Origin of the sequence: Naasia sp., assembly GCF_025465545.1 — a bacterium.
Lineage (GTDB): Bacteria > Actinomycetota > Actinomycetes > Actinomycetales > Microbacteriaceae > Naasia.
In genome coordinates, this window is sequence record NZ_JAODMK010000007.1 from 22,239 (window position 1) to 46,372 (window position 24,134).

Genomic DNA, 24,134 nt, shown 5'->3' on the forward strand with positions numbered 1-24,134 from the left:
ATGAAGGCGGTGCACTTCGGCGCGGGCAACATCGGTCGAGGCTTCGTCGGTCTGATCCTGCACGATGCCGGCTACGAGGTCGTGTTCGCGGACGTCAACGCCGAGCTCATCGACGCCCTGGCCGCGACCCCCAGCTACCGGGTGCACGAGGTGGGGGAGCACGCCCAGCAGCGGGTGGTCGACAACTACCGCGCCCTCAACAGCCGCAGCGCCGAGGCGGAGGTCATCGCCGAGATCGCGACCGCCGACGTGGTCACCACCGCGGTCGGGCCGAGCGTCCTGAAGTTCCTCGCGCCCGTGATCGCCGAGGGGCTGCGGGCGCGCTCCGCCGACCTGCCGCGGCTTGCGGTGATGGCCTGCGAGAACGCGATCGGGGCCACCGACCTGCTCCGCACCGAGATCGAGCTGCTGCTCGCCGACAACGCGCAGGAGCTCGGCCGCGCCGTCTTCGCCAACACTGCCGTGGACCGCATCGTCCCCGGCCAGGACCCGGCCGCCGGCCTCGACGTCACGGTCGAGGACTTCTTCGAGTGGGTGGTGGAGCGCGCGCCGTTCGGCGACGCCGTCCCGGACATCCCCGACGCCACCTTCGTCGACGACCTCACCCCCTACATCGAGCGCAAGCTCTTCACGGTCAACACCGGCCACGCGACGCTCGCCTACCACGGCTTCGCCAGGGGAGCGGGCACCCTGATCCAGGCGCTCGAGCTGCCCGAGGTCGAGCGGGAGGTCCGCGCCGTGCTGGCCGAGACCAAGGCCCTCCTCGTGGCCAAGCACGATTTCGCCGAGGAGGAGCAGGAGAAGTACCTGCAGAAGAACCTCATCCGCTTCGGGAACCCGTCGCTGTCCGACACCGTCGAGCGGGTGGGCCGCGCGCCGCTGCGGAAGCTGAGCAGGCACGAGCGCTTCGTCGGCCCGGCCGCAGAGCTCGTCGAGCGCGGCCTTCCCGCCGACGCCCTGATCCGCGCGATCGGCGCCGCCCTCCGCTTCGACGTTCCGGATGACCCGGAGAGCGTCCGGCTGCAGGAGATGCTGCGTGGCGAGCGCTCGGACGGTCAGGTCGCCGCCGAGCTGACCGGTCTCGAGGAGGGCTCGGCCCTGCTGCCGGCCGTCGCCCAGGTGGTTCGCGAGGCCCGGACGGCGGCCTGAGGCTGATAGCGGGCGGTTCCGCCGGTTCATCCAGAGGCGTGCTTCTCGGGCCCGGCTGGCGTGTCCGCCCGTTTTCCCCTACGATAGCTCCTTGGTGCCCCGGGCCTTCGTGCCCTTCCCCTCTTCGTCTCCGACGAGCTATGTCTCGCCGTGCGCCCAGGGTCGGCATCGCATCCATCCCGCAAGACCCGCAGTTTCTGCGTGCGACGTTAGTGAGTTATGGCCAAAAAGGACGGCGTAATCGAGATCGAGGGCTCGGTGCTCGAAGCTCTGCCCAACGCGATGTTCCGCGTTGAGTTGAGCAACGGACACAAGGTCCTCGCACACATCTCCGGCAAGATGCGACAGCACTACATCCGGATCCTCCCGGAGGACCGAGTGATCGTCGAGTTGAGCCCGTACGACCTGACCCGCGGCCGGATCGTCTACCGCTACAAGTAGGAACCGCGGGAAAGGAACGGCCCCGCCCCGGCGAGGCACGACGCCAGCGAAGGAAAGAGAACGATGAAGGTCAATCCCAGCGTCAAGCGCATCTGCGACAAGTGCAAGGTGATCCGCCGCCACGGCAACGTGATGGTCATCTGCGAGAACCCCCGGCACAAGCAGAGGCAGGGCTAGAGCCCTTTCGCAGGCCTGCTCCCGCAGTACCGCACGACACAACTGAACAGATAAGAGGCGGTTCCAGAACCCACGGAAGTGGGGGACACCTCGGGTCGGAGGCCCGGGCACCGGAACCGCTCCACACCTCCGGACATCCTCTGAGGAGAGGCCACACATGGCACGTCTCGCCGGTGTCGACATCCCGCGCGACAAGCGCGTCGAGGTCGCACTCACCTACATCTACGGAATCGGCCGCACCCGCGCCCTTGAGACGCTCAGCGTCACGGGCATCAGCGGTGAGATCCGCGTCAAGGACCTGACCGATGACCAGCTGGTCGCGCTCCGCGACCACATCGAAGGCGCATTCAAGGTGGAGGGTGACCTCCGTCGCGAGGTGGCCGCCGACATCCGCCGCAAGGTCGAGATCGGCAGCTACCAGGGCGTCCGCCATCGCCGCGGCCTTCCCGTGCACGGTCAGCGCACCAAGACCAACGCTCGCACCCGCAAGGGCCCGAAGCGCACCGTCGCCGGCAAGAAGAAGGCCGGCCGCAAGTAGCGGCCGCGGCGTCCGCCGCACCGCGACATCCGGCTCACAGGATTCAGGAGAGACAGCCACATGGCAGCACCGAAGGCGAGCGCCGCCCGCAAGCCGCGCCGCAAGGAGAAGAAGAACATCGCCGTGGGCCAGGCCCACATCAAGTCGACGTTCAACAACACGATCGTCTCGATCACCGACACGACGGGCGCAGTCATCAGCTGGGCGTCCTCGGGCGGCGTCGGCTTCAAGGGAAGCCGCAAGTCCACGCCGTTCGCTGCCCAGCTCGCGGCCGAGTCGGCCGCGCGCCAGGCGCAGGAGCACGGCATGAAGAAGGTCGACGTGTTCGTCAAGGGGCCGGGCTCCGGCCGCGAGACCGCGATCCGCTCCCTCCAGGCCGCGGGCCTCGAGGTCGGCTCGATCAACGACGTCACGCCCCAGGCTCACAACGGCTGCCGGCCCCCGAAGCGTCGTCGCGTCTGAGGCGAAAGCCTTCGCCGACGACGGGTCGAGAAGCCGCGCGCGCTCGCGCGGCGTCTCGACACCCTGGTGAGGTGCGCTGGGTCCCAGCCACCTCGCCGCAGGCGCGCACCGGCAGCAGCCATCACTGCGAATCCCCGAGCGCCCACGACCTCCAACTGAATACCCGCCGGCCGCCACCCGGCGTCGCAGAAGACGTGTCATATAGCGGACACTCTTTCGAAAGGAAATATTCGTGCTCATCGCACAACGCCCGACGCTCAATGAAGAAAACATCTCGGAATTCCGCTCGCGGTTCGTGATCGAGCCCCTCGAGCCCGGCTTCGGCTACACCCTGGGCAACTCGCTCCGTCGCACCCTGCTGTCCTCGATCCCCGGCGCCGCGGTCACCAGCATCCGCCTCGAGGGCGTCCAGCATGAGTTCACGACCATTCCGGGCGTGAAGGAGGACGTGACGGAGATCATCCTGAACGTCAAGCAGCTCGTGGTCTCGAGCGAGCACGACGAGCCGATCACCGCCTACCTGCGCAAGCAGAGCTCGGGCCCCGTCACGGCAGCGGACATCTCCGCGCCGGCCGGTGTCGAGATCCACAACCCGGACCTCGTCATCGCCACGCTCAACGACAAGGCGAAGTTCGACCTCGAGCTCACCATCGAGCGCGGCCGCGGCTACGTCTCCGCCGCTCAGAACCGCAGCGAGTTCTCCGAGGCCGGTCAGATTCCGATCGACTCGATCTACTCGCCGGTCCTCAAGGTCACCTACCGCGTCGAGGCGACGCGTGCGGGTGAGCGCACCGACTTCGACCGCCTGGTCGTCGACGTGGAGACGAAGCCGGCGATCACGCCGCGCGACGCCATCGCCTCTGCCGGCCGCACCCTCACCGAGCTGTTCGGCCTCGCCCGCGAGCTGAACAGTGCCGCCGAGGGCATCGAGATCGGCCCCGCGCCGGTCGACGCCGTCCTCAGCTCCGAGCTCTCGATGCCCATCGAGGACCTGGACCTGTCCGTGCGCTCGTACAACTGCCTCAAGCGCGAGGGCATCAACACCGTGAGCGAGCTCGTCGCCCTGTCGGAGACGCAGCTGATGAACATCCGCAACTTCGGCCAGAAGTCCGTGGATGAGGTCAAGGACAAGCTCGTCGAGCTCGGCCTCTCGCTGAAGGACGCGGTTCCCGGGTTCGACGGCGCTCACTACTTCAGCGGCTACGACGACGAAGAGAACTGACCTTCTCTCTCGTCCTGATCTCGAGGATATAAACCATGCCCCAGCCCTCCAAGGGTCCCCGTCTCGGCGGCGGTCCGGCGCACGAGCGCCTGCTGCTCGCGAATCTCGCGACGGCACTGATCACCCACAAGTCGATCAAGACGACGGAGACGAAGGCCAAGCGCCTTCAGCCCCTCGCCGACCGGCTCGTCACCTTCGCGAAGCGCGGTGATCTGCATGCCCGCCGACGGGTCATGATGATCATCCGCGACAAGAGCGCGGTGCACGAGCTCTTCACGGAGATCGCGCCCCAGGTCGCGGACCGTCAGGGCGGCTACACCCGCATCACCAAGATCGGTTTCCGCAAGGGCGACAACGCGCCCCTCGCGGTGATCGAGCTCGTTCTCGAGCCGGTCACCCCGAAGGTGCGCGCGACCCGCACCAGCACCCGGACCGCCGCGGCTCCCGCCGCTGCTGCTCCGAGCGCCGAGGCGCCCGCCGCTGACGCCGCCGACGCGGCTGAGATCGTCACCCCCGAGGAGACCACCGTGGACGGATCCCGTGCGACGAGCACGCCGGACGGGGCTGACATCGGCGGAGCCGACGACGTGCCGGTCGAGGAGACCGAGACGGTCGAGGAGTCCGCTCCGACGCCCGCCGAGGTCGAGACGCCCGCTGCCGCCGAGGTCGAGGCGGACGCCGCCGAGGTCGCGGACGACACCAAGAAGTAGTCCTTCTCCGCTGAACTGCCCAGTTCTGTCGCATCTCGACCCCGAGTTGCGACAGAACTGGGCAGTTCGCTTTAAGGCGCGTGGATAGGGTTGCCGCATGGCGAGTGAGGCGACCACCCTGACCGTGCCCGGCCCCGAAGGGGATCGGGAGATGCGGGTCTCGAGCCCGTCTCGCGTGATCTGGCCGCAGGTCGGCGTGACCAAGCTGGAGCTCGCCCAGTACGTGGTCGCCGTGGGGGAGTCGTTCGTCCGCGCGATCGGCGACAGGCCCGTCGCGCTGCAGCGCTACGGTGCCGGCGTCGAGGGCGAGATGTTCTTCTCGAAGAACCCGCCGAAGGGAAAGCCGGAGTTCGTCCGCGAGGTCCCGGTCACCTTTCCCAGCGCCCGCTCGCACCCGATGCTCGTGATCGACGAGCCGGCCGCGCTGGTCTGGATGGTCCAGATGAACACCGTGGTCTTCCACCCGTGGCCGAGCCGGGCTGAGGACGTCGACCACCCGGATCAGCTCCGCATCGACCTGGACCCGCAGCCGGGCCGCGGATTCGACGACGCCGTTCCCGCCGCGTACGAGCTGCGCGAGGTCCTGCGCGAGGCGGGACTCGAGGCGTTCCCCAAGACCTCGGGCAACCGGGGCATCCACGTCTTCGCGCCGATCCGTCCGGAGCACGACTACATCGAGGTGCGGCACGCGGTGATCGCGGCGGCGCGGGAGCTCGAGCGCCGGATGCCGGACCGGGTCACCACCGCCTGGTGGAAGGAGGAGCGCGGCGAGCGGGTCTTCGTCGACTTCAACCAGGCGGCGCGCGACCGCACCATCGCCGGCGCCTACAGCCCCCGGGCGACCGCAGGAGCCACGGTCTCGATGCCGCTGCGCTGGGATGAGGTCGGCTCGGTGCAGCCGGGCGACTTCACCGTCCGCACGGTGCCGGGCATCCTGGCCGACCGCGGCGATGCGTGGGCGGCCATGGGCGACCAGGCCGGCTCGCTTGACGTGCTCCTGCAGTGGTGGGAGCGGGATGTGGCCAGCGGGCACGGCGAGCTGCCCTACCCGCCCGACTATCCCAAGATGCCGGGCGAGCCGATGCGCGTGCAGCCCTCGCGTGCGAAGAAGCCCGTCGCCGACTGATCGCGCGGCGGGGGACCCTCAGTCGAGCACGCGCTCGAGGTCGTAGGCCACCGGGGTCTCCAGCTGCTCATACGTGCACGAGCGGGGATCGCGATCCGGACGCCAGCGCAGGAACTGCGCCGTGTGCCGGAAGCGATCGCCCTCCATCTGGTCGTAGCGCACCTCCGCCACGAGCACCGGCTCCAGCACGACGAAGGAGGTGTCCTTCGAGGATGAGAAGCGGTTGCGCTCGCCCTCGCCGCGCACCGTCTCGCCGTGCTCGTCCTTCTTGACGATCGACGCGAGGTCGTCGACGAGGGACAGCCGCCGGGCGTCGGAGAAGGCGGACACGCCGCCGATGCTGCGCAGGGCGCCGTCCGCGCCGTAGAGGCCGAGCAGGAGAGAGCCGACACCCGCGCCGCTCTTGTGCACGCGGTAGCCGGTGACCACGACATCGGCGGTGCGCTCGTGCTTGTACTTGACCATCACCCGCTTGCCGGGCCGGTAGACCTCGCTCGTGTCCTTGGCGACGACCCCGTCGAGGCCCGCGCCCTCGAACTCGGTGAACCAGCGCTCCGCCTCGGCGCCGTCCGCCGTCGCCCGCGTGACATGCAGCGGGGAGGCCACGTGCGAGCCGAGCTCCTCCAGCGCCGCCCGCCGCGTCGAGAACGGCTCCTCGAGGAAGCTGCGGTCCCCGATGGCCAGCAGGTCGAATGCGATGAAGGAGGCGGGCGTTGCGACAGACAGGGTGCGCACCCGGCTGTCCGCGGGATGGATGCGCTGGGAGAGCGCCTCCCAGTCCAGCCGCTCGGCGCCCGGCTCCCCTCGCCGCACGACGATCTCGCCGTCCAGCACGCACGGCCCGGTCAGCTGATCCCGGAGCGCTGCGACCAGCTCCGGGAAATAGCGGGTGAGCGTCTTGGATCCCCGGCTGCCGAGCTCCACGTCGGTCCCGTCGAAGTAGGCGATGGAGCGGAAGCCGTCCCACTTGGGCTCGTACAGCCACTGCCGTCCGCCCTGCTCCGAGCGGGGCAGCTGCGGCATCGACTTGGCGAGCATCGGCTCGAGGGGGAGATCGACTGGCGTCTGCACAGCGCCATCCTCCCGCATCAAGCCGGAAGCGGGCGCGGCTCTAGAATCGGCCCGTGACGGAACCGGGGAGCACGCGATTCCGGCTCGGGATCGCGTATGACGGCACCCACTTCCGGGGCTGGGCCCCGCAGCCCGGCCTCCGCACCGTGCAGGGCGTGCTCGATGACGCCCTCGCCACGCTGCTGCGCAAGCACGGCCCCGTGGCCTCCCTGGTGGTCGCGGGACGCACCGACGCGGGGGTGCACGCGACCGGACAGGTCGCCCACGTCGACCTCAGCGACGGTCAGGTCGCCGCCCTCGCCCGCTCGCGGGTCCGACGCTCCGAGCAGGGGCCGGGGGCGCTGCTCGCCGGCCGGCTCACCGGGATCCTCGGTTCCGCGACCGACGTGGTCGTGCGGCACGGCGAGATGGCCGCCGAGGGGTTCGACGCCCGCTTCAGCGCCCTCTGGCGACGCTATCGGTACCGCATCGCGGACGGCGCCGCCGAGCGGGACCCGCTGCAGCGGCACCGCACGCTCTGGCACCCGCGCACGCTGGACGACGACGCGATGGGGGCGGCCGCCCGCGGCATGCTCGGCCTGCGCGACTTCGCCGCCTACTGCCGGCCCCGGCCCGAGTCGACCACCATCCGGACCCTGCAGGACTTCTCCTGGTCACGGGACGCGGACGGCGTGCTCGTGGCCGAGGTGCGGGCCGACGCGTTCTGCCACTCGATGGTGCGCTCCCTGGTGGGCGCCTGCGTCGCGGTGGGGGAGGGGCGCCTGCCGGTGGAGCGCCCCGGTCAGCTGCTCGCGACGGCGGGGCGGGCGAACGAGTTCGCTGTGCTGCCCGCGAAAGGCCTCACGCTGCTGGAGGTGGGCTACCCGCCGGCCGCCGAGCTCGCCGCGCGGGCCGAGCAGACCCGGGCCCGCCGTGCCGCCCTCGACTCGGGCGCTCCGGGCGCCGAGGACGACGAGGACGACTGAGGTGCCCGTTCCGGCGGCATGTGCCCGCTATAGCGGGCACTTAGCGCCGGAACGGGCACTCCCGAGGAGTCAGCTTGTCCGAGCGGAAGGACTCCGGTAGGCTCTCCCGTTGGCGTTCGCTCCGCGGCGCCTTCAGTTGAGCCCTCCACCGCGGCGTTCCCCGAGAACACCCACCGGAGCGGGATCCACGAACTCCTCGACACAGAAAGCACCTCCGTGACGCGCACCTACACGCCCCGCGAGAGCGAGATCCAGCACGACTGGCTCGTGATCGACGCCGCCGATGTGGTCCTCGGCCGCCTGGCCAGCCACGCCGCCGCCCTCCTCCGCGGCAAGCACAAGCCCACCTTCGCCCCGCACATGGACATGGGTGACTTCGTCATCATCGTCAATGCGGAGAAGGTGGCCCTCACCGGCTCCAAGGCCGAGAAGAAGCTGGCCTATCGCCACTCCGGCTATCCGGGCGGCCTCACGGCCACCACCTACGCGGAGATGCTCGAGAAGCACCCCACCCGCGCGGTCGAGAAGGCCATCCGCGGCATGCTGCCCAAGAACTCCCTGGGCGCCGCGCAGCTGAGGAAGCTCAAGGTCTACGCAGGCCCGGAGCACCCCCACGCCGCCCAGCAGCCCACGCCGTACACCCTCAACCAGGTCGCCCAGTAGCGCCGGCCGGACCCTAGGACACCCCTCATGGCGAGAATCGCAGATTCCATCGACAACGCTCCTTCGAGCTTCAGCACCGAGACCCCGGCCGAGACGTCGGCGCCCAGCACCCCCCGTGCCGTGCTCAACGTCCCGGGCGCCGCAGTCGGACGTCGCAAGCAGGCCATCGCCCGCGTGCGCATCGTTCCCGGCAACGGCACCATCACCGTCAACGGCCGCGAGTTCGCGGACTACTTCCCCAACAAGCTGCACCAGCAGCTGATCAACGACCCGTTCAAGGTCCTCGATCTGCTCGGCAGCTACGACGTGATCGCGCGCATCACCGGCGGTGGCCCCTCCGGCCAGGCCGGCGCGCTGCGTCTCGGCATCGCGCGCTCCCTGAACGGGATCGACGAGGAGAACAACCGGGCTTCGCTCAAGAAGGCCGGCTTCCTCAGCCGCGACGCCCGCGTCAAGGAGCGCAAGAAGGCCGGCCTCAAGAAGGCCCGCAAGGCTCCTCAGTTCTCCAAGCGCTGATCCTCGGCGCACCACGCCATGCCCCGCCTCTTCGGCACCGACGGAGTACGCGGCCTCGCTAACCGTGACGTGTCCGTGGAGCTCGCGCTCTCCCTTGCCCAGGCGACCGCCGTCGTCCTGGGCAAGGGGCGCAGCGCCGAGGCGCGCCGCAAGCAGGGGCGCCGGCCGACCGCCGTGGTCGCCCGCGACCCCCGCGTGTCCGGCGAGTTCCTCTCCGCCGCGGTCTCCGCGGGACTCGCGAGCTCCGGCGTCGACGTGCTCGACGCCGGAGTCATCCCCACGCCGGCCGCCGCGTACCTGATCGCGGACATCGACGCCGACTTCGGCGTGATGATCTCTGCCTCGCACAACCCCGCGCCCGACAACGGCATCAAGATCTTCGCCCGCGGCGGCGTCAAGCTGCCCGACGAGGTCGAGGACAGGATCGAGGCCGCCCTCTCGGGCGACGCTCTCGCGCCCACCGGCGCGGGGGTGGGCCGCATCCGCCGCTTCGCGGACGCCGAGGACCGCTACGTCGTGCACCTGCTCTCCACGCTGCCGAAGACCCTCGACGGACTGCACGTCGTGATCGACTGCGCGAACGGCGCCGCGGCAGGCGTCTCGCCCGAGGTGTTCCGCGACGCGGGCGCCCGCGTGACGGTCATCGGCAACGACCCCGACGGCCTGAACATCAACGAGGGGGTCGGCTCCACGCATCCCGCCGCCCTCGCCGCAGCGGTGCTCGAGCAGGGCGCGGATGTGGGCATCGCCCACGACGGCGACGCCGACCGCTGCCTCGCGGTGGACGCGGAGGGCCGGATCGTCGGCGGAGACGAGATCATGGCGATCCTCGCGGTCGGCATGGCCGAGCGCGGCGTGCTCCGCGAGCGCACCCTCGTCACGACCGTGATGAGCAACCTGGGGCTGCGGATCGCGATGCGCGAGCAGGGCATCGAGGTGATCGAGACCAAGGTGGGCGACCGCTACGTGCTCGAGGAGCTCTCGGCGAGGAAGCTGTCGCTCGGCGGCGAGCAGTCGGGGCACGTCATCCTCACCGACTTCGCCACGACCGGCGACGGCCTGCTCACCGGCCTCCAGGTCGTGAGCGAGATGGCCCGCACCGGCAAGACGCTCGCGGAGCTCGCCGCGGTGATGAAGCTCTACCCGCAGGTCCTCGTCAACGTGGAGGGCGTCGACCGCGACCGACTCGGCGCGGATGCGGAGATCGCCGACGCGGTGATCGCGGCCGAGAAGCGCCTCGGGGACTCGGGCCGTGTGCTCCTGCGACCCTCCGGCACCGAGCCGATGGTGCGGGTCATGGTGGAGGCGGCAGACCAGGAGACCGCCGAGGAGATCGCGAACGACCTCGCCGCCATCGTGCGAAGCCGGCTCGCGCACCCCGCCGCCTGAGCCGCTCCCCGCCTGCCCACGCATCCCACGACTCGGCCCGCGCCACTTCCGACTGCGTCCATCCGCCGGAACGCGGCGCCGCAGGAAGTCCGCGGCTCAGAGCTTGCGGATGAGCACCGACCGGACGCTGTGGTCACCGGACTTCCGCAGCACGAGGGAGGCGCGGGACCGGGTCGGCAGGATGTTCTGCACGAGGTTCGGCTCGTTGATGCCCGTCCAGAGCGACTGTGCCCGCGCCCGCGCCTCGTCCTCGCTCAGCGAGGCGAACCGGTGGAAGTACGACTTCGGGTCGGCGAAGGCGCCGCGCTGGAGTCGCAGGAACCGCTCCTCGTACCAGCGCGAGATGTCCGCGGTGCGTGCATCCACGTAGATGCCGAAGTCGAAGAGGTCGCTGACCGCCAGGCGTGAGCCGAGCACGGGCGGCTGCAGCACGTTGAGCCCCTCGACGATGAGCACGTCGGGATTGCGCACAACGATCTCGGCGGTCGGCACGATGTCGTAGCTGAGGTGCGAGTAGAACGGTGCGCGCACCTCGCCGACTCCGCTCTTCACCCGGCTGAGGAAGCGCAGCAGCGCGCGCCGGTCGTAGGACTCGGGGAAGCCCTTGCGCTCCATGAGGCCGCGGCGCTCGAGCTCCGCGTTGGGCAGCAGGAAGCCGTCGGTGGTCACGAGCTCCACCCGGGGGGTGCCCTGCCAGCGGGAGAGCAGCTCGCGCAACAGGCGGGCGACGGTCGACTTGCCGACCGCGACCGAGCCGGCGATGCCGATCACGAACGGCACCTTCTCCTCCCGCTCGCCGAGGAACGCGCTGGTCTCCTGCTGCAGCCGCCGCACCCCGGTCGCATAGAGGTTCAGCAGCCTGCTCAGCGGCACGTAGACATCCGCCACCTCGCGGGCGTCCAGCGGCTCCCCGAGGCCGCGCAGGCGAACCAGGTCGGACTCGGCCAGCGGGAGCCCGGCGCTCGGCGCGAGCTCCGCCCACCGTGCCCGGGCGACCTCGAGGAACGGCGTTGCGCTCGCGGAGGAGCCGGATTCGGACATCCTGCCCAGCGTAGTGTCGGCCGCGGGCCGGGCCGGGCCGCCTGGACCGGCGCCGGGGAGGGGGTACCTAGAATTGCCCCCATGTGTGGAATCGTCGGCTATGTCGGGAATCGCCCCAGCCTCGAGGTGCTCATCGGGGGTCTGCGGCGGCTGGAGTACCGCGGCTACGACTCGGCGGGCGTCGCGGTCATCGACCCGACAGGCACCCTCGTCACGCACAAGCGCGCGGGCAAGCTGCACGTGCTCATCGATGACCTCGCGTCCTCGCCTATCGCCGATGGCGTCACCGGGATCGGCCACACCCGGTGGGCCACCCACGGCGGCCCCACCGACCGCAACGCTCACCCGCACCTCGGCGACGACGGCAAGCTCGCGCTGATCCACAACGGGATCATCGAGAACTTCTCCGTCCTGAAGGAGGAGCTCTTGGCGGAGGGCTACGAGTTCCGGAGCGAGACAGACACCGAGGTCGCCGCCGTGCTCCTCGGCCGCGAGTATCGCGCCGCAGGCGACCTCACCGTCGCCTTCCGCACGGTGGTGGACCGCCTGCACGGCGCGTTCACCCTGCTCGCCGTGCACCAGGACCAGCCCGGCGTCGTCGTCGGCGCCCGCCGGAACTCGCCGCTCGTGATCGGGCTCGGCGACGGCGAGAACTTCCTCGGCTCCGACGTCGCCGCGTTCGTCGAGCACACCCGCCGGGCCGTCGCGATCGGCCAGGACCAGATCGTGACGATACGCCCGGACTCCATCGAGGTCACCGACTTCTTCGGCAACCCGGTGGAGACCGAGCCGTTCGACGTGTCCTGGGATGCGGCCGCCGCCGAGAAGGGCGGCTGGTCGAGCTTCATGGCTAAGGAGATCAGCGAGGAGCCCGACGCGATCGCGAACACCCTCCGCGGGCGCATCGTCGACGGCGCGGTGGAGCTGACCGAGCTGGAACCGCTCGCGGGGGTGCTCGCCGACGTCGACCGCGTGCTCCTGCTCGCCTGCGGGACGGCGTCCTATGCGGGCATGCTCGGCAAGTACGCGATCGAGAAGTGGGCGGGGATCCCGGCCGACGTGGAGCTCTCGCACGAGTTCCGCTACCGGGACCCGGTGATCGGGCCCCGCACGCTGGTCGTCTCCATCAGCCAGTCCGGCGAGACGATGGACACCCTGATGGCCGTCAAGTACGCCCAGGAGCGCGGCGCGGCCACCCTCTCCATCTGCAACACCCAGGGCGCCACGATCGCCCGGGAGTCGGATGCCGCGCTGTACACGCATGCCGGGCCCGAGGTCGCGGTGGCGAGCACCAAGGCGTTCGTGGCCCAGGTGGCCGCCCTCTACCTCTTCGGGCTGCACCTCGGCGCCCTCCGCGGACACCTCAGCGCCGCCGAGCTCGCCACGAACCTCGCCGAGCTGCAGGCCGTGCCGGACAAGCTGGCCATCGTCCTGCGCTCCGGTCCGGAGATCCGCGAACTCGCCCGCAACATGACCGACACCCGCTCCGTCCTCTTCCTCGGCCGGCATGTCGGCTACCCGATCGCACTCGAGGGGGCGCTCAAGCTCAAGGAGCTCGCCTACATCCATGCCGAGGGCTTCGCCGCGGGCGAGCTCAAGCACGGCCCGATCGCCCTCATCGAGCCGGGGCAGCGCGTGTTCGTCGTCGTGCCGAGCCCCCGGCAGGGCGGCGTGCTGCACCCCAAGGTGGTCTCCAACATCCAGGAGATCCGCGCTCGGGGCGCGCACGTGATCGCGATCGCCGAGAAGGGCGACGTCGCGGTGCTCCCGTTCGCCGACGACGTTCTGCGGATCCCCCTCGCGGCCCCGCTCTTCGAGCCGCTGCTGGCCGTCGCCCCGCTCCAGATCTTCGCGATGGAGCTCGCGGCGGCGAAGGGCCTCGACGTGGACCAGCCCCGCAATCTGGCGAAGTCCGTCACGGTCGAGTGACGGGCGCAGGTCGGTGATCATCGGCATCGGCGTGGACATGGTCGACATCGCCCGCTTCGAGCGCGCGGTCGCCCGCACCCCAGCCCTTGAGGCGAGACTGTTCGCTGACAGCGAACGGGGGCGCTCGACCGCCTCGCTGGCCGCGCGCTTCGCGGCCAAGGAGGCTCTGATCAAGGCGGTCGGCGACTCCACGGGGTTCCGCTGGCACGACATGGTCGTCGTGGCGGACGACTCGGGCAACCCGTCCCTGGCGGTCTCCGGCGAGGCGGCCCGGGTGCTCTCGGCGCGGGGCATCACCGACCTGCATCTGTCCCTGTCCCATGACGGCGGAGTCGCCTGCGCCTTCGTGATCGCGGAGTCCCGCACGTGAACGACGGCAGGCCGCTGCGCGAGGCGGCGGTGGACCTCAGCGCCATCGCCGAGAACGTGGCCCGGCTCGTCCGGGCGGCCGGGACCCCGCACGCGATGGCCGTGGTGAAGGCGGACGGCTACGGCCACGGTGCCGCTCCCGCCGCAAGGGCGGCGCTCGAGGGCGGCGCCGACTGGCTGGGCGTCGCCGACCTGGCCGAAGGTCTCGCGCTCCGGGAGGCCGGAATCGGCGCCCCCGTTCTCGCCTGGCTGCACGACCCGGACGCCGACTTCCGGCCGGCCATCGAGGCGGGGATCGACATCGGCGTCTCGACCCTCGACCAGCTCGAGGCGGTCGCCGATGCCGATGCCGCGGGTCCGCCCGCGGTCCAGCTGAAGGTGGAGACCGGGCTCAGCCGCAACGGCCTCTCGCCGGCCGACTGGCCCGCCGCGTTCGAGCGGGCCGCGCTGCTCGAGCGCGCCGGCCTGCTCCGGGTGCGGGGAATCTTCTCGCACCTCTCCAACGCGTCTCCCGAGGACGACGCCGCGGCCCTGGACTCGTTCCGGACCGCCCTCACCCTCGCCGCCGACGCCGGGCTCGAGCCGCAGCTGCGGCACCTCGCGAGCACCGCTGCCGCGATCCGGCGGCCGGAGACCCGCTTCGACCTGGTCCGGCTGGGCATCGGCGCCTACGGGCTCAGCCCGTTCGGCGACGCCTCCGCGGGGGAGCTCGGGCTCCGCCCCGCCATGACCCTGCGCTCCCGGGTCGCCGCTGTGCGGGAGATCGACGCGGGCGCCGGCGTCTCCTACGACTACACCTGGCGCGCCGAGGCCCCCACCCGCCTCGCCCTCGTGCCCCTCGGCTACGCGGACGGAGTTCCGCGGGCGGCGTCCGGCCGGGCCGAGGTGCAGATCGGGGGCCGCCGGCACCCGGTGCGCGGCCGGATCGCCATGGACCAGCTGGTGGTGGACGTCGGCGAGTCCGCCGTCTCCGTCGGCGACCAGGTCGTGCTCTTCGGAGACCCCGCATCGGGGTGCCCGGGCGCCGACGACTGGGCCGACTGGGCCGGCACCATCAACTACGAGATCGTCACGAGGATCGGCCCCCGGGTGCAGCGGACCTACTCGTGACCGTGCTCGACATCGCGACGCCCGAGCACATGCACGCGCTCGGGGTCCGGCTGGGCGCCGGCCTCGAGGCCGGCGACCTCGTCGTGCTCACCGGGCCGCTCGGGGCGGGCAAGACGACCCTCGTGCGCGGGATAGGCGAGGGCCTGCACGTGCGCGGGCCCGTGACGAGCCCCACTTTCGTCCTCGCCCGCACCCACCCCTCCACGGTGGGCGGGCCCCCGCTGGTCCATGTGGATGCGTACCGGCTGTCCTCCGCCCTCGAGCTCGACGACCTCGACATCGACTATCCCCACTCGGTGGTCGTCGTGGAGTGGGGCGACGGGCTGCTCGACGGGATCTCGCCGTCGCTGCTCCGCATCGACATCGAGCGGCCGACCGAGGGGGGGAGCGAGGACGGCGACGAGCAGGGAGAGCCGCGCACCGTCACGATGACCGGCACGGGACCGCGGTGGACCGACGGTCCGCCCGCCTGATCCGCACTCGTAGGCTGGACGCGTGCTCCTCGCCATCGACAGCTCGGCGGGAACGAGCGTCGCCGTCGTCGATCGGGACTACGGGGTCCTCGCGTCCCGCTCGGTCCTCGACCCACTCCGGCATGCGGAGGTGATCGGCGAGCTGCTCGCCGAGGTGCTCGCCGAGTCCGGCGCCGACGTCTCCGCTCTGTCGGCCGTCGCCGTGGGGCTCGGCCCGGGACCCTTCACCGGTCTGCGCGTCGGCATCGCCGCAGGCCGGGCGTTCGCGCTCGCGGCGGGAAAGCCGGTGGTGGGCGTCGTGAGCCACGACGCGATCGCCCTCGCCCACTATGCCGGCGGCGGCTGGGGCGAGCTCCTCGTCACCACCGACGCGCGCCGGCGCGAGCTGTACTGGTCGCACTACGCGGGACTCGACGAGCTCGGGGTGCCGCGGCGGGTCGCCGGCCCCGCGGTGGCCAAGCCCGACGCGGTTCCGGCCGGGGGGCGAAGGATCGATGCGACGGAGGTCCCGGCGGAATCCCTCGGGCTGCTCGCCGAGCGCCTTCGAGCCTCGGGGCGCGCGAGCACCGGTCTCGAGCCGCTCTACCTGCGCTCTCCGGACGTCACTCTCGCCGCACCGAAGCGGGTGACGGGATGACCTGGCTGCTGCGCCGAGCCACGGACGCCGACGTGCCCGCGATCATGGCGATCGAGGACGCCACCTTCCCGGAGGACGCCTGGTCGGAGCGGGCGATGCGCCGCGAGGTCGCGGACCCCAACGCCTGCTACCTCGTGGCGGTGCACCCGGAACGCGGCGGCGCGGTCGACGGCTATGCGGGTCTGCTCGCGCCACGAGGCTCGGGCGACGCGGACGTCCAGACCGTCGCGGTCGCGGACACCGCCCGCCGCCGGGGCCTCGGCAGGGCCCTCATGCTCGCCCTGCTCGCGGAGGCGGACCGGCGGGGTGCCGAGCGGGTGTTCCTCGAGGTCCGCGCGGACAACGACGGCGCGCAGCACCTCTACCGCTCGCTCGGCTTCGAGCAGATCGCCGTGCGCAAGCGGTACTACCCCGGCGGAATGGACGCCCTCGTGATGCGGCGCGACGCCGTGCCGCCCGGCACCACCCAGGCGACCGACTCGCCGGAGAGCGGGCTGCCGCGATGAGTGCGCCCCTGGTCCTCGGCATCGAGACCTCGTGCGACGAGACGGGCGTCGGCATCGTGCGCGGGCGCGAGCTGCTCGCCAACATCATCTCGTCGTCGATGGCGGAGCACGCCCGGTTCGGCGGCGTGGTGCCCGAGGTGGCGGCGCGGGCGCATCTCGAGGCTCTCGAGCCGGCCCTGCGCGCCGCTCTCGACACGGCGGGCGTCGCTGTGGCGGATCTCGATGCGATCGCGGTCACGGCCGGCCCGGGGCTCGCAGGGGCGCTGATGGTCGGTGTGGGCGCCGCGAAGGGCCTCGCCGTGGCGTCCGGGAAGCCGCTCTACGGCGTCAACCACCTGATCGGCCATGTGGGTGCCGACCTGCTGCGGCCGACGGGGGAGCCGCCGTCACCGGGGCTGGACGAGCCAACGGTCGCGCTGCTCGTGTCGGGCGGCCACACCTCCCTGCTGCTCGTGCGCGACCTCATCGACGACGTCGAGCTGCTCGGAGAGACGATCGACGACGCGGCGGGGGAGGCCTTCGACAAGGTCGCCCGGATCCTCGGGCTGCCCTACCCCGGCGGACCCGAGATCGATCGCGCCGCCCGTGGGGGCGACCCCACCGCCATCCGCTTCCCGCGCGGCCTGACGCAGCACCGCGACCTCGAGCGGCACCGCTACGACTTCTCGTTCTCCGGGCTCAAGACCTCCGTCGCCCGGTGGGTGGAGAAGCGCGCCGATGCGGGCGAGCCCGTGCCCGTCGCCGACGTCGCCGCGAGCTTCCGAGAGGCGGTGGCCGATGTGCTCCTCAGCAAGGCGGTCGCCGCCTGCCTGGACACGGGCACCTCCCGGCTGCTGCTCGGCGGAGGCGTCGTCGCGAACGCCCGGGTCCGCGCGCTCGCGGAGGAGCGCTGCGCCGCGGCGGGGATCGCGCTGCGCATCCCGCCGCTGTCGCTGTGCACCGACAACGGCGCGATGATCGCCTCGGTCGGCGCGCGCCTGGTCGCCGCCGGGCACCCTCCGTCGGGGCTCGCCTTCGGTGCCGATTCGACGCTGCCCGTGACCCACGTGCAGGTCGTCTGAGCCGGCCGGAAGCCCCGATCCGACACGGTTTCCCAGTGATTGACAGCCCCTGTCACTGCTGTCACTATGGCACCGCCCGCCGAACCTTCGGTGTTGCTGTGAATCCGACTTCGAGGAGTCCCCGAACCATGAGCCAGCCCGTTTCCTCCGCGCCGCAGTACGCGGCGACCGGGTCCGTCGAGCCGGGCTACAACGTCCTCGCGATCATTTCGCTCGTCACCGCGTTCTTCGTGTCCCTCGCCGCGATCATCACCGGCCACATCGCCCTGGGCCAGATCAAGAAGACCGGGGAGAAGGGGCGCGGCCTCGCCATCGCGGGCCTCATCCTCGGCTATGCGGGCATCGTCGCGGGCATCATCGCCATCATCATCTGGATCTCCCTCTTCGCAAGCCTCGCGTCCTCCGGCGCCATCACCACCTCCTGAAATACGAAAGGCACAGAACATGACCGACGCCAACCTTCCCCCCGTTCCCCCCCAGGAGCCGGCCTACTCGGCCCAGCCCGCCTATTCCGCCCAGTCGCCGTACACCGGCGCGGCGGGGCCGAAGCCCAAGCAGACGCTGAGCCTCACCTCGTTCATCCTGGGCATCGCGGCGTTCGTCTTCTCCTGGATCCCGTTCCTCGGCTTCCTCGTCGCCGTCGCCGCCATCATCACCGGCTTCATGGCGATGTCCCGCGAGAAGACGGCTCCGGCCTGGATGCGCATCATCGGCCTCGTCGGCGGCTTCCTCGGCCTGATCGGTGCCCTCATCTTCACGGGCCTCACGATCTTCTCGATCGTCCTGGCGGGCACGAGCTACAGCACGTCCTGAGCCTGCTTCCGAACAACCGTCTCGTCCGCCTCGCCCGCATCTCGCGGGCAGGCGGGCGAGGCGTCCGTCGAGGAGGCGCCAGATGACCGAACCCATTCCGTCGCTCTATGCGCCGCGCCCCACCGCCCCCGGTCCCGCCGCCCCGCAGGGGATGAGCATCACCGCGCTCGTGCTGGGCATCCTCGGCATCGTCGTCGGCTGGTCGATGCTCGGCGCGCCCTCGATCGCGGCGATCGTGCTCGGGCACCTCGCCCTGCGCCGGGAGCCGGCCGGTCGAACGCTCGCGAGAACCGGCCTCGTGCTGGGCTATGTCGGGGTCGCCGTCGGCCTCATCGTGGCGATGGTGCTGCTGGCCGCCGTCGTGCTGCCCTTCCTCTGGCTCGCCGTGTCGGGGCCCTCCTACGTCTGACGGCCCGCTCGACGCGTCCGACCGTGCGACCGCCGGAAGCACTGACCGCGGTGGGTCCGCCCCAGCCGGCCGACCGGAGCCGGCGACGCCCGGGTCCGGGGCGGTGGCCGACGAATTCGGGACTCCCGGCCTTGCGGCCTTCGCTCCGGCGGTGCAGCAGGCTCCCGAGCCCCGTCCCCCGGTGGATGTCCTCGCGGTGCTCGGGTTCCTCGCCGCTCTGTTCGGGCTTTCGCTCGTCGGCGTCGTGCTCGGCTGGCTCGCGGTGGTGCGGATCCGGCGGTCGGGCGCGAGAGGCACGGGGCTCGCCCGGGCGGCAGTCGTTCTCGGCGCCCTCGGCCTCCTGCTGGAGTGCGCCCTGGCTGTGCTCTACTTCGCCGTGCTGGCGCCGCTTGTGACCCTTCCGGGCTAGAGCCGGCTCGCCAGCACGGCGCTGCGGCGCCCGGCGACGGGGGTCAGGATCAGGGTCGCCTCGGCGTCGCCCTTGAGTGCCATCCGCTTGCGGAAGGTCGCGGGATCGATGTCCACTCCGCGCTTCTTCACCTCGAGCCGCCCGATGCCGCGCGCTCGCAGCTCGCGGGCGATCCTCCGCTCGTCGAGGGGGAACACCTCCCGCACCTCGAAGCTCGCCGCGAAGGGGGAGGACGCGGGCGCGTCGCCGGTGAGGTAGGCGATGCCGGAGCTGAGCATGCCGGCGCCCAGGTCTCGGGCGAGCCGGCCGACGAGGCGCGCACGGATCACCGACCCGGCCGGCTCGTGGAGATACCGGCCGAGCGGGACGACCGGCTCGTCGGGGGAGTCCCCGGGGGCGGTCAGCTCGGCCGAGCCGCCAGCGCCCAGCACGACCGCGCTCCTCGTGATGCCCGCCCGGGCGAGCGCGCCCGACCACACCGTGAGCTCGACCGTCTCGCCGTCCACGGTGACCCACTGCGCCTCGGTCTCCTCCGGGATCCGGCCCCGATCGAAGCCCGGCGCGAGCTTGATGCCCGTGGCGTGCCTCTCGGCCGTCGCGAAGCAGAAGTCGAGGGACGGCGACCACTCGTCGGCGCCCACCCGCCGTCCACCCGAGGAGTCCGGCATTCGCCGGGCGGGGTCGAGGAAGACCCCCGCGCCGTCCTCGAGGAGGACGTCCTCCGCATCGCCGACCTGCACGCGGACCGCGGGGAACGGCGCGAGGTTGTATGCGGCGACGGTGGCCGTCACCGGGTCGCGGTCGACCGCCAGCACCTCACGATCGAGTGCTGCCAGAGCCATCGCGTCACCGCCGATGCCACAACCGAGGTCGACGACCCGCGCAACACCGGCCGCGGCATAGCGTCCCGCATGCAGTGCAGCCACCGGCAGCCGAGTGGCCTGCTCCAGTCCCGCCTGGGTGAAGAGCATCCGCGTCGCGAAGTCGCCGAACTTGTCGCGCGCTCGCTCGCGCAGGCGCGCCTGGGTCAGCACGCTCGCCACGAGGGCCGGGGAGTGGCCGGCGCGGCGGAGCTCCGAGGAGAGGCGCAGCACGTCCTGGCCCGACCGGTACGGTGGGAGTGCGTCGAGGAGCCGGAGGCCTTCTGCGGAGAGCAGCTCCAGCACGTCCGTCTCCTGCACACGCTCCACGCTAGACCGTGCTCCACGTCTGGCACTCGCATTGCAGGAGTGCCAGGCCAGCCCCTAGACTCGGACTTAGCACTCCGCTGGTCCGTGTGCTAACCACGTCGAAGGTCAAGAAAGAAGAGGTCAACCGTGTCGGTTTCCATCAAGCCGCTCGAGGATCGCATCGTCATCCAGCAGGTCGAGGCCGAGCAGACCACCGCGTCGGGGCTCGTGATCCCCGACACAGCCAAGGAGAAGCCCCAGGAGGGCGAGGTCGTCGCCGTCGGTCCCGGTCGGATCGACGACAACGGCAACCGCGTCCCCCTCGACATCGCGGTCGGTGACAAGGTCATCTACTCGAAGTACGGCGGAACCGAGGTCAAGTTCGGTGGTGAGGACTACCTCGTGCTGTCGGCTCGCGACGTTCTCGCGGTCGTCGTTCGCTGAGCGATCCTCCTGTCGAAGGGCCCGGTCTGAGGACCGGGCCCTTCGTCGTTCCCCGGACGGCCCTCGGCCGAACTCCCGCCTAGACTCGACACGATGACCGAGGTGCGCCGGGTGGACGAGACGGAGCACGCCTCTCGCACCGGCTTCCTCGCCGCGGTCGCCGCTCATCTCCTCTGGGGCGCTCTTCCGCTCTACTTCCTCACCCTGGCGCCCGCCGGACCGTTCGAGATCGTGGCCTGGCGCATCGTCTTCTCGGTCGTGGTCTGCGCACTCCTGCTCACTGTCAGCCGATCCTGGCGCCGCCTCCTCGGCATCGTCCGGCAGCCGCGGCTCGTCATCCCCCTCGCGGCCGCCGCCGTCTTCGTCTTCGCCAACTGGCAGATCTTCGTGATCGCCTCCGTGAGCGGTCAGGTGGTCGAGGCGTCCCTCGGCTACTTCATCACCCCGATCGTCACCGTGCTGCTCGGCGTGCTCGTGCTGCGGGAGCGGCTACGGCCGCTGCAGTGGTGGGCGGTCGGCATCAGCGGGCTTGCCGTGCTGGTGCTCGTGATCGGGCACGGCACCTTCCCGTTCATCGCCCTCGGCCTGGCCTGCTCGTTCTCCGTCTACAGCCTGTTCAAGAAGCGACTGGGCGGTGCGGTCGACGCCCTCAGCGGCTTCGCCATCGAGACCGCCTGGCTCACGGTGCCCTCGATCGGCATCCTGCTCGCGGTCGCCGCCGGGCCGGGCCTCGCCTTCGGCAGCGCCGGCCCCGCCAACCTGCTGCTGCTCATCGGGGTAGGCCCGATGACCGCCGTTCCGCTGCTCCTGTTCGCCACCGCGGCCCGGAGGCTTCCGCTGTCCACGCTCGGCTTCGTGCAGTACGTGACGCCCGTGCTGCAGTTCCTCGCCGGCGTCCTCCTGCTGCACGAGGCGATGCCGCCCGAGCGCTGGATCGGGTTCGCCCTCGTCTGGGTCGCACTGGTCGTGCTCAGCATCGATCTGCTCCGCACGGTGCGCCGGCCCGCCGTCCTGGAGCCCGCCGCATCCTTCTGATCCCGGGGTGGCTCCAACAGCCGAGGGCGGCCGCCCGTTAAGGTCGCCAGGTGAGAGGGACGGCGGGGATCTCGGGTGCGCTGGCGCTGGCCGCCGTCGTTCTCACCGGCTGCTCCGCGGGCGCGGTCCCGCTGCCCCCGCCGACCGCGACGCCGGTGGCACCATCGGGCGACGGGGTGCTGCGGATCGGCGCCCTGCTCCCTCTCACCGGCGACCTCCGCAACGAGGGCAGGCCGCAGTCCGCCGGGATCGAGCTGGCGCTCCGGGAGATCAACGAGGCGGGCGGCTTCTCCGGCGTCCCCCTCGAGCTCGTCCTCCGCGACTCGGGCGCCACCGTGCAGGCGGCGTCCGCCGCGTTCGCCGAGCTGGCCCACGCGGGCGCCGATGTCGTGATCGGCCCATCCGCCGACGACCTCGCCGAGGCTCTGGTCCCCGCTGCCGAAGCGGCGCGGATCCCCCTCGTGTCCCCGACGGGCGCAGGCCGTTCCTCCGCGTACCTGGCCGGCGTCTCCCGGGTCGCCGACGACGCCCCATCCGCCTGGGATCCCGATGCCGCCTTCCTCGCCCGGCTCACCTCCTCGGACCCTGGCCTCGACTATCCCCGCACCGGAGCGGAGGCGTACGACGCCGCGGTGCTCGCCGTCCTCGCCGCCGTCGCGGCACACGATGACGGTGGCCGCTCCATCGCGTCGCAGCTCTCGGCGACCGCCGCAGGAGGCGAGCCCTGCGGCTCCTTCGGGGAATGCGCGGCCGCCCTGGACGAGGCGCAGGACATCTCCTACGGCGGGGTCACGGGCACGGTCCGCACATCGGTGGCGGGCTGACCGCGGTGCGTCCGCTCTATAACGACTGCGTCACGAAACACGGCTGTAACGTTGCGGAATTGTTCCTGGTCCCCATCCGACATACCTTGGGCACTCGCGACCGAGCACCGGCCGCGTTCCACTTCCCTACTCATTGGAGAAGAATGAGCGTATTCACCACGGGTGGGTCCTCCCGCTCACGCACTCTCAAGTCGGCACTCGGTGGCCTTGCCGTGCTCGGCGTCAGCGCGATCGTGCTGACCGCCTGCGCCCCGTCCGGTTCCGGGAGCAGCAGCGCGCCCGCCGCCGCGGGCAGCGACCTGACACTCAACATCGGAACCATCCTGCCGCAGACCGGCACCCTCGCCGTCCTCGGCCCGCCCGAGATCGCGGGCGTCGACCTGGCCATCGCTGACATCAACGCAGCCGGCGCGGGCATCACCGCCAACGTCACGCAGATGGACTCGGGCGACACCAGCACCGACATCGCGACCCAGTCGGTGACCTCCCTGCTCGCCGACAACGTCACCGCCATCGTGGGTGCCGCCTCCTCGGGTGTCTCGCTCAGCGTCATCGACCAGATCGCGGGCGCGGGCGTGGTGCAGATCTCGCCCGCCAACACGTCTCCCGCCTTCACCGACTACGCGGACGACGGCTACTACTTCCGCACCGCTCCCTCGGACGTGCTGCAGGGCCAGGTCGTCGGCCAGAAGATCGCCGCCGACGGTGCGACCACCGTCTCGGTCCTCTACGCCAACAACGACTACGGCATCGGCCTGAACAAGAACGTCTCGGACACCCTCACCGCACAGGGCGTCGAGGTCGTCGCCGACGTCACGTTCGATGAGGGAGCCAGCGACTTCGCCGGCGCCGTCACCGACGTGCTCGCGCCGAACCCGGACGCCGTCCTCGTCATCTCCTATGACGAGATCAAGGGCATCTCCGAGCAGCTCGCCAGCAAGAACTTCGACTTCTCGAAGCTCTACGGCGTTGACGGAAACTACGGCGTCATCACGACCAAGGACACCAACGTCGACATCGCGGGTGCGCAGTTCACCAACCCGGGTGTTCAGGCCAGCGCGGACTTCCAGGCCAAGCTGCAGGACCTCGTGAAGAGCCAGGGCGGCAAGGAGCTGACCGTGTTCAGCTACGCGCCGGAGTCGTATGACGCCACTGTCCTCATCGCGCTCGCGTCGCTCGCCGGTGGCGCCACCGACGGTGCGACGATCCGGGACAACCTCAAGGACGTCTCGGCGGGCGGCACCAAGTGCGAGAGCTTCGCGGACTGCGCCTCTGCGCTGGCCGACGGCGGCGACATCGACTACGAGGGCCTCTCCGGTCCCGTCACGTTCGATGACAACGGCGACCCCAGCCAGGCGTACGTGAGCATCTACAAGTACACCAAGGGCAACGTGCAGGAGTACGAGGACTCGGTCTTCGGAGACCTCACCGCCAAGTAGGCAGCACTCTCCAGGAACGGGGTCCGGCTTCGGCCGG

The 24,134-nt window shown here is 71.1% G+C and carries 30 protein-coding genes; 27 read left to right on the forward strand and 3 right to left on the reverse strand.

Annotated elements, in window-relative coordinates; all coding sequences use genetic code 11:
* The 8 genes from JWR33_RS01805 (at position 1) to ligD (ending at position 5,825) form a co-directional block, all read left to right on the forward strand.
* On the forward strand, positions 1 to 1,149 hold the full coding sequence (locus JWR33_RS01805; protein WP_297408897.1) for a mannitol-1-phosphate 5-dehydrogenase: 1,149 nt from the start codon (positions 1 to 3) through the stop codon (positions 1,147 to 1,149).
* A gap of 219 nt (positions 1,150 to 1,368) precedes the next feature.
* A complete protein-coding gene (gene infA, locus JWR33_RS01810; protein ID WP_100365313.1) occupies positions 1,369 to 1,590 on the forward strand; it encodes a translation initiation factor IF-1 in 222 nt (73 codons plus the stop codon).
* Between the two features lie 63 nt (positions 1,591 to 1,653).
* The gene (gene rpmJ, locus JWR33_RS01815; RefSeq protein ID WP_129520984.1) at positions 1,654 to 1,767 is read left to right on the forward strand and encodes a 50S ribosomal protein L36; all 114 of its coding nucleotides are present in this window, start codon (positions 1,654 to 1,656) and stop codon (positions 1,765 to 1,767) included.
* Between the two features lie 157 nt (positions 1,768 to 1,924).
* On the forward strand, positions 1,925 to 2,305 hold the full coding sequence (gene rpsM, locus JWR33_RS01820) for a 30S ribosomal protein S13 (protein WP_297408905.1): 381 nt from the start codon (positions 1,925 to 1,927) through the stop codon (positions 2,303 to 2,305).
* A gap of 60 nt (positions 2,306 to 2,365) precedes the next feature.
* Positions 2,366 to 2,767, forward strand: coding sequence for a 30S ribosomal protein S11 (gene rpsK, locus JWR33_RS01825; protein ID WP_286278399.1), 402 nt, complete (start codon positions 2,366 to 2,368; stop codon positions 2,765 to 2,767).
* A 232-nt stretch (positions 2,768 to 2,999) separates the two neighbouring features.
* Complete coding sequence (locus tag JWR33_RS01830) at positions 3,000 to 3,989, forward strand: DNA-directed RNA polymerase subunit alpha (protein ID WP_297408909.1); 990 nt, start codon at positions 3,000 to 3,002, stop codon at positions 3,987 to 3,989.
* 35 nt (positions 3,990 to 4,024) lie between these two features.
* Entirely contained in the window at positions 4,025 to 4,699 is a 675-nt protein-coding gene (gene rplQ / locus JWR33_RS01835) for a 50S ribosomal protein L17 (RefSeq protein WP_297408911.1), read from the forward strand.
* Positions 4,700 to 4,796: 97 nt separating this feature from the next.
* A complete protein-coding gene (ligD, locus tag JWR33_RS01840) occupies positions 4,797 to 5,825 on the forward strand; it encodes a non-homologous end-joining DNA ligase (protein WP_297408913.1) in 1,029 nt (342 codons plus the stop codon).
* Positions 5,826 to 5,843: 18 nt separating this feature from the next.
* On the opposite strand, the gene JWR33_RS01845 is transcribed toward ligD, so the two are convergent.
* The gene (locus JWR33_RS01845; protein WP_297408914.1) at positions 5,844 to 6,896 is read right to left on the reverse strand and encodes an ATP-dependent DNA ligase; all 1,053 of its coding nucleotides are present in this window, start codon (positions 6,894 to 6,896) and stop codon (positions 5,844 to 5,846) included.
* A 53-nt stretch (positions 6,897 to 6,949) separates the two neighbouring features.
* On the opposite strand from JWR33_RS01845, the gene JWR33_RS01850 reads away from it, so the two are divergent.
* The 4 genes from JWR33_RS01850 (at position 6,950) to glmM (ending at position 10,429) form a co-directional block, all read left to right on the forward strand.
* Positions 6,950 to 7,861, forward strand: a complete 912-nt coding sequence (locus tag JWR33_RS01850; RefSeq protein ID WP_297408916.1) for a tRNA pseudouridine synthase A — start codon at positions 6,950 to 6,952, stop codon at positions 7,859 to 7,861.
* 216 nt (positions 7,862 to 8,077) lie between these two features.
* Positions 8,078 to 8,524: a 50S ribosomal protein L13 gene (rplM, locus tag JWR33_RS01855; RefSeq protein WP_297408917.1), complete on the forward strand. Its 447-nt coding sequence runs from the start codon at positions 8,078 to 8,080 to the stop codon at positions 8,522 to 8,524.
* A 27-nt stretch (positions 8,525 to 8,551) separates the two neighbouring features.
* The gene (gene rpsI, locus JWR33_RS01860; protein WP_297408918.1) at positions 8,552 to 9,040 is read left to right on the forward strand and encodes a 30S ribosomal protein S9; all 489 of its coding nucleotides are present in this window, start codon (positions 8,552 to 8,554) and stop codon (positions 9,038 to 9,040) included.
* Between the two features lie 18 nt (positions 9,041 to 9,058).
* The gene (gene glmM, locus JWR33_RS01865; protein WP_297408919.1) at positions 9,059 to 10,429 is read left to right on the forward strand and encodes a phosphoglucosamine mutase; all 1,371 of its coding nucleotides are present in this window, start codon (positions 9,059 to 9,061) and stop codon (positions 10,427 to 10,429) included.
* Between the two features lie 96 nt (positions 10,430 to 10,525).
* Here glmM and coaA read toward each other — a convergent pair whose 3' ends face one another.
* Complete coding sequence (gene coaA / locus JWR33_RS01870; RefSeq protein ID WP_297408921.1) at positions 10,526 to 11,470, reverse strand: type I pantothenate kinase; 945 nt, start codon at positions 11,468 to 11,470, stop codon at positions 10,526 to 10,528.
* Positions 11,471 to 11,551: 81 nt separating this feature from the next.
* On the opposite strand from coaA, the gene glmS reads away from it, so the two are divergent.
* The 11 genes from glmS to JWR33_RS01925 all read left to right on the forward strand — a co-directional run bounded on the left by glmS (position 11,552) and on the right by JWR33_RS01925 (position 19,186).
* The gene (gene glmS, locus JWR33_RS01875) at positions 11,552 to 13,399 is read left to right on the forward strand and encodes a glutamine--fructose-6-phosphate transaminase (isomerizing) (protein WP_297408924.1); all 1,848 of its coding nucleotides are present in this window, start codon (positions 11,552 to 11,554) and stop codon (positions 13,397 to 13,399) included.
* 13 nt (positions 13,400 to 13,412) lie between these two features.
* Positions 13,413 to 13,769: a holo-ACP synthase gene (locus JWR33_RS01880; RefSeq protein WP_297408926.1), complete on the forward strand. Its 357-nt coding sequence runs from the start codon at positions 13,413 to 13,415 to the stop codon at positions 13,767 to 13,769.
* Positions 13,766 to 14,878, forward strand: coding sequence for an alanine racemase (gene alr / locus JWR33_RS01885; RefSeq protein ID WP_297408927.1), 1,113 nt, complete (start codon positions 13,766 to 13,768; stop codon positions 14,876 to 14,878). Before JWR33_RS01880 ends, alr begins: the two co-directional genes overlap by 4 nt.
* Before the next feature lie 29 nt (positions 14,879 to 14,907).
* On the forward strand, positions 14,908 to 15,351 hold the full coding sequence (tsaE, locus tag JWR33_RS01890; RefSeq protein ID WP_297408986.1) for a tRNA (adenosine(37)-N6)-threonylcarbamoyltransferase complex ATPase subunit type 1 TsaE: 444 nt from the start codon (positions 14,908 to 14,910) through the stop codon (positions 15,349 to 15,351).
* Between the two features lie 22 nt (positions 15,352 to 15,373).
* Positions 15,374 to 15,988, forward strand: a complete 615-nt coding sequence (gene tsaB / locus JWR33_RS01895) for a tRNA (adenosine(37)-N6)-threonylcarbamoyltransferase complex dimerization subunit type 1 TsaB (RefSeq protein WP_297408929.1) — start codon at positions 15,374 to 15,376, stop codon at positions 15,986 to 15,988.
* Entirely contained in the window at positions 15,985 to 16,494 is a 510-nt protein-coding gene (rimI, locus tag JWR33_RS01900) for a ribosomal protein S18-alanine N-acetyltransferase (protein ID WP_297408930.1), read from the forward strand. Before tsaB ends, rimI begins: the two co-directional genes overlap by 4 nt.
* The gene (gene tsaD, locus JWR33_RS01905) at positions 16,491 to 17,555 is read left to right on the forward strand and encodes a tRNA (adenosine(37)-N6)-threonylcarbamoyltransferase complex transferase subunit TsaD (protein WP_297408931.1); all 1,065 of its coding nucleotides are present in this window, start codon (positions 16,491 to 16,493) and stop codon (positions 17,553 to 17,555) included. Before rimI ends, tsaD begins: the two co-directional genes overlap by 4 nt.
* 128 nt (positions 17,556 to 17,683) lie before the next feature.
* Complete coding sequence (locus tag JWR33_RS01910) at positions 17,684 to 17,980, forward strand: DUF4190 domain-containing protein (protein WP_297408933.1); 297 nt, start codon at positions 17,684 to 17,686, stop codon at positions 17,978 to 17,980.
* 19 nt (positions 17,981 to 17,999) lie between these two features.
* A complete protein-coding gene (locus tag JWR33_RS01915; protein WP_297408935.1) occupies positions 18,000 to 18,368 on the forward strand; it encodes a hypothetical protein in 369 nt (122 codons plus the stop codon).
* 82 nt (positions 18,369 to 18,450) lie between these two features.
* A complete protein-coding gene (locus JWR33_RS01920; protein WP_297408937.1) occupies positions 18,451 to 18,777 on the forward strand; it encodes a DUF4190 domain-containing protein in 327 nt (108 codons plus the stop codon).
* A gap of 103 nt (positions 18,778 to 18,880) precedes the next feature.
* Positions 18,881 to 19,186 (forward strand): DUF4190 domain-containing protein, encoded by a 306-nt coding sequence (locus JWR33_RS01925; RefSeq protein WP_297408938.1) that lies wholly within the window; start codon positions 18,881 to 18,883, stop codon positions 19,184 to 19,186.
* Here the strand turns inward: JWR33_RS01925 and JWR33_RS01930 are convergent.
* Positions 19,183 to 20,367 carry a methyltransferase domain-containing protein gene (locus tag JWR33_RS01930; protein WP_297408940.1) on the reverse strand — a complete coding sequence of 395 codons (1,185 nt, stop codon included), beginning with the start codon at positions 20,365 to 20,367 and terminating at the stop codon, positions 19,183 to 19,185. The two genes, JWR33_RS01925 and JWR33_RS01930, sit on opposite strands and share 4 nt — an antisense overlap.
* 135 nt (positions 20,368 to 20,502) lie before the next feature.
* On the opposite strand from JWR33_RS01930, the gene groES reads away from it, so the two are divergent.
* From groES to JWR33_RS01950, 4 genes are all read left to right on the forward strand, one after another.
* Entirely contained in the window at positions 20,503 to 20,799 is a 297-nt protein-coding gene (gene groES / locus JWR33_RS01935; RefSeq protein ID WP_297408942.1) for a co-chaperone GroES, read from the forward strand.
* Between the two features lie 93 nt (positions 20,800 to 20,892).
* Positions 20,893 to 21,834 (forward strand): EamA family transporter RarD, encoded by a 942-nt coding sequence (gene rarD, locus JWR33_RS01940; RefSeq protein WP_297408944.1) that lies wholly within the window; start codon positions 20,893 to 20,895, stop codon positions 21,832 to 21,834.
* Between the two features lie 50 nt (positions 21,835 to 21,884).
* Positions 21,885 to 22,658, forward strand: coding sequence for an ABC transporter substrate-binding protein (locus tag JWR33_RS01945; protein ID WP_297408946.1), 774 nt, complete (start codon positions 21,885 to 21,887; stop codon positions 22,656 to 22,658).
* 143 nt (positions 22,659 to 22,801) lie between these two features.
* Positions 22,802 to 24,097, forward strand: a complete 1,296-nt coding sequence (locus tag JWR33_RS01950) for an ABC transporter substrate-binding protein (RefSeq protein WP_297408947.1) — start codon at positions 22,802 to 22,804, stop codon at positions 24,095 to 24,097.
* Positions 24,098 to 24,134: the final 37 nt, after the last annotated feature.

Bases quoted from the DNA above. Each gene is read 5' to 3' on its own strand.
- rpsK (WP_286278399.1), top strand. From the start codon at position 2,366: ATGGCAGCACCGAAGGCGAGCGCCGCCCGCAAGCCGCGCCGCAAGGAG.
- rplQ (WP_297408911.1), top strand. From the start codon at position 4,025: ATGCCCCAGCCCTCCAAGGGTCCCCGTCTCGGCGGCGGTCCGGCGCAC.
- coaA (WP_297408921.1), bottom strand. From the start codon at position 11,470: ATGTCCGAATCCGGCTCCTCCGCGAGCGCAACGCCGTTCCTCGAGGTC.
- JWR33_RS01805 (WP_297408897.1), top strand. From the start codon at position 1: ATGAAGGCGGTGCACTTCGGCGCGGGCAACATCGGTCGAGGCTTCGTC.
- rpsI (WP_297408918.1), top strand. From the start codon at position 8,552: ATGGCGAGAATCGCAGATTCCATCGACAACGCTCCTTCGAGCTTCAGC.
- tsaE (WP_297408986.1), top strand. From the start codon at position 14,908: ATGCACGCGCTCGGGGTCCGGCTGGGCGCCGGCCTCGAGGCCGGCGAC.
- JWR33_RS01920 (WP_297408937.1), top strand. From the start codon at position 18,451: ATGACCGAACCCATTCCGTCGCTCTATGCGCCGCGCCCCACCGCCCCC.
- rpmJ (WP_129520984.1), top strand. From the start codon at position 1,654: ATGAAGGTCAATCCCAGCGTCAAGCGCATCTGCGACAAGTGCAAGGTG.
- JWR33_RS01915 (WP_297408935.1), top strand. From the start codon at position 18,000: ATGACCGACGCCAACCTTCCCCCCGTTCCCCCCCAGGAGCCGGCCTAC.
- rarD (WP_297408944.1), top strand. From the start codon at position 20,893: ATGACCGAGGTGCGCCGGGTGGACGAGACGGAGCACGCCTCTCGCACC.
- tsaD (WP_297408931.1), top strand. From the start codon at position 16,491: ATGAGTGCGCCCCTGGTCCTCGGCATCGAGACCTCGTGCGACGAGACG.
- glmM (WP_297408919.1), top strand. From the start codon at position 9,059: ATGCCCCGCCTCTTCGGCACCGACGGAGTACGCGGCCTCGCTAACCGT.
- glmS (WP_297408924.1), top strand. From the start codon at position 11,552: ATGTGTGGAATCGTCGGCTATGTCGGGAATCGCCCCAGCCTCGAGGTG.
- rimI (WP_297408930.1), top strand. From the start codon at position 15,985: ATGACCTGGCTGCTGCGCCGAGCCACGGACGCCGACGTGCCCGCGATC.
- JWR33_RS01910 (WP_297408933.1), top strand. From the start codon at position 17,684: ATGAGCCAGCCCGTTTCCTCCGCGCCGCAGTACGCGGCGACCGGGTCC.
- rpsM (WP_297408905.1), top strand. From the start codon at position 1,925: ATGGCACGTCTCGCCGGTGTCGACATCCCGCGCGACAAGCGCGTCGAG.
- JWR33_RS01950 (WP_297408947.1), top strand. From the start codon at position 22,802: ATGAGCGTATTCACCACGGGTGGGTCCTCCCGCTCACGCACTCTCAAG.
- ligD (WP_297408913.1), top strand. From the start codon at position 4,797: ATGGCGAGTGAGGCGACCACCCTGACCGTGCCCGGCCCCGAAGGGGAT.
- infA (WP_100365313.1), top strand. From the start codon at position 1,369: ATGGCCAAAAAGGACGGCGTAATCGAGATCGAGGGCTCGGTGCTCGAA.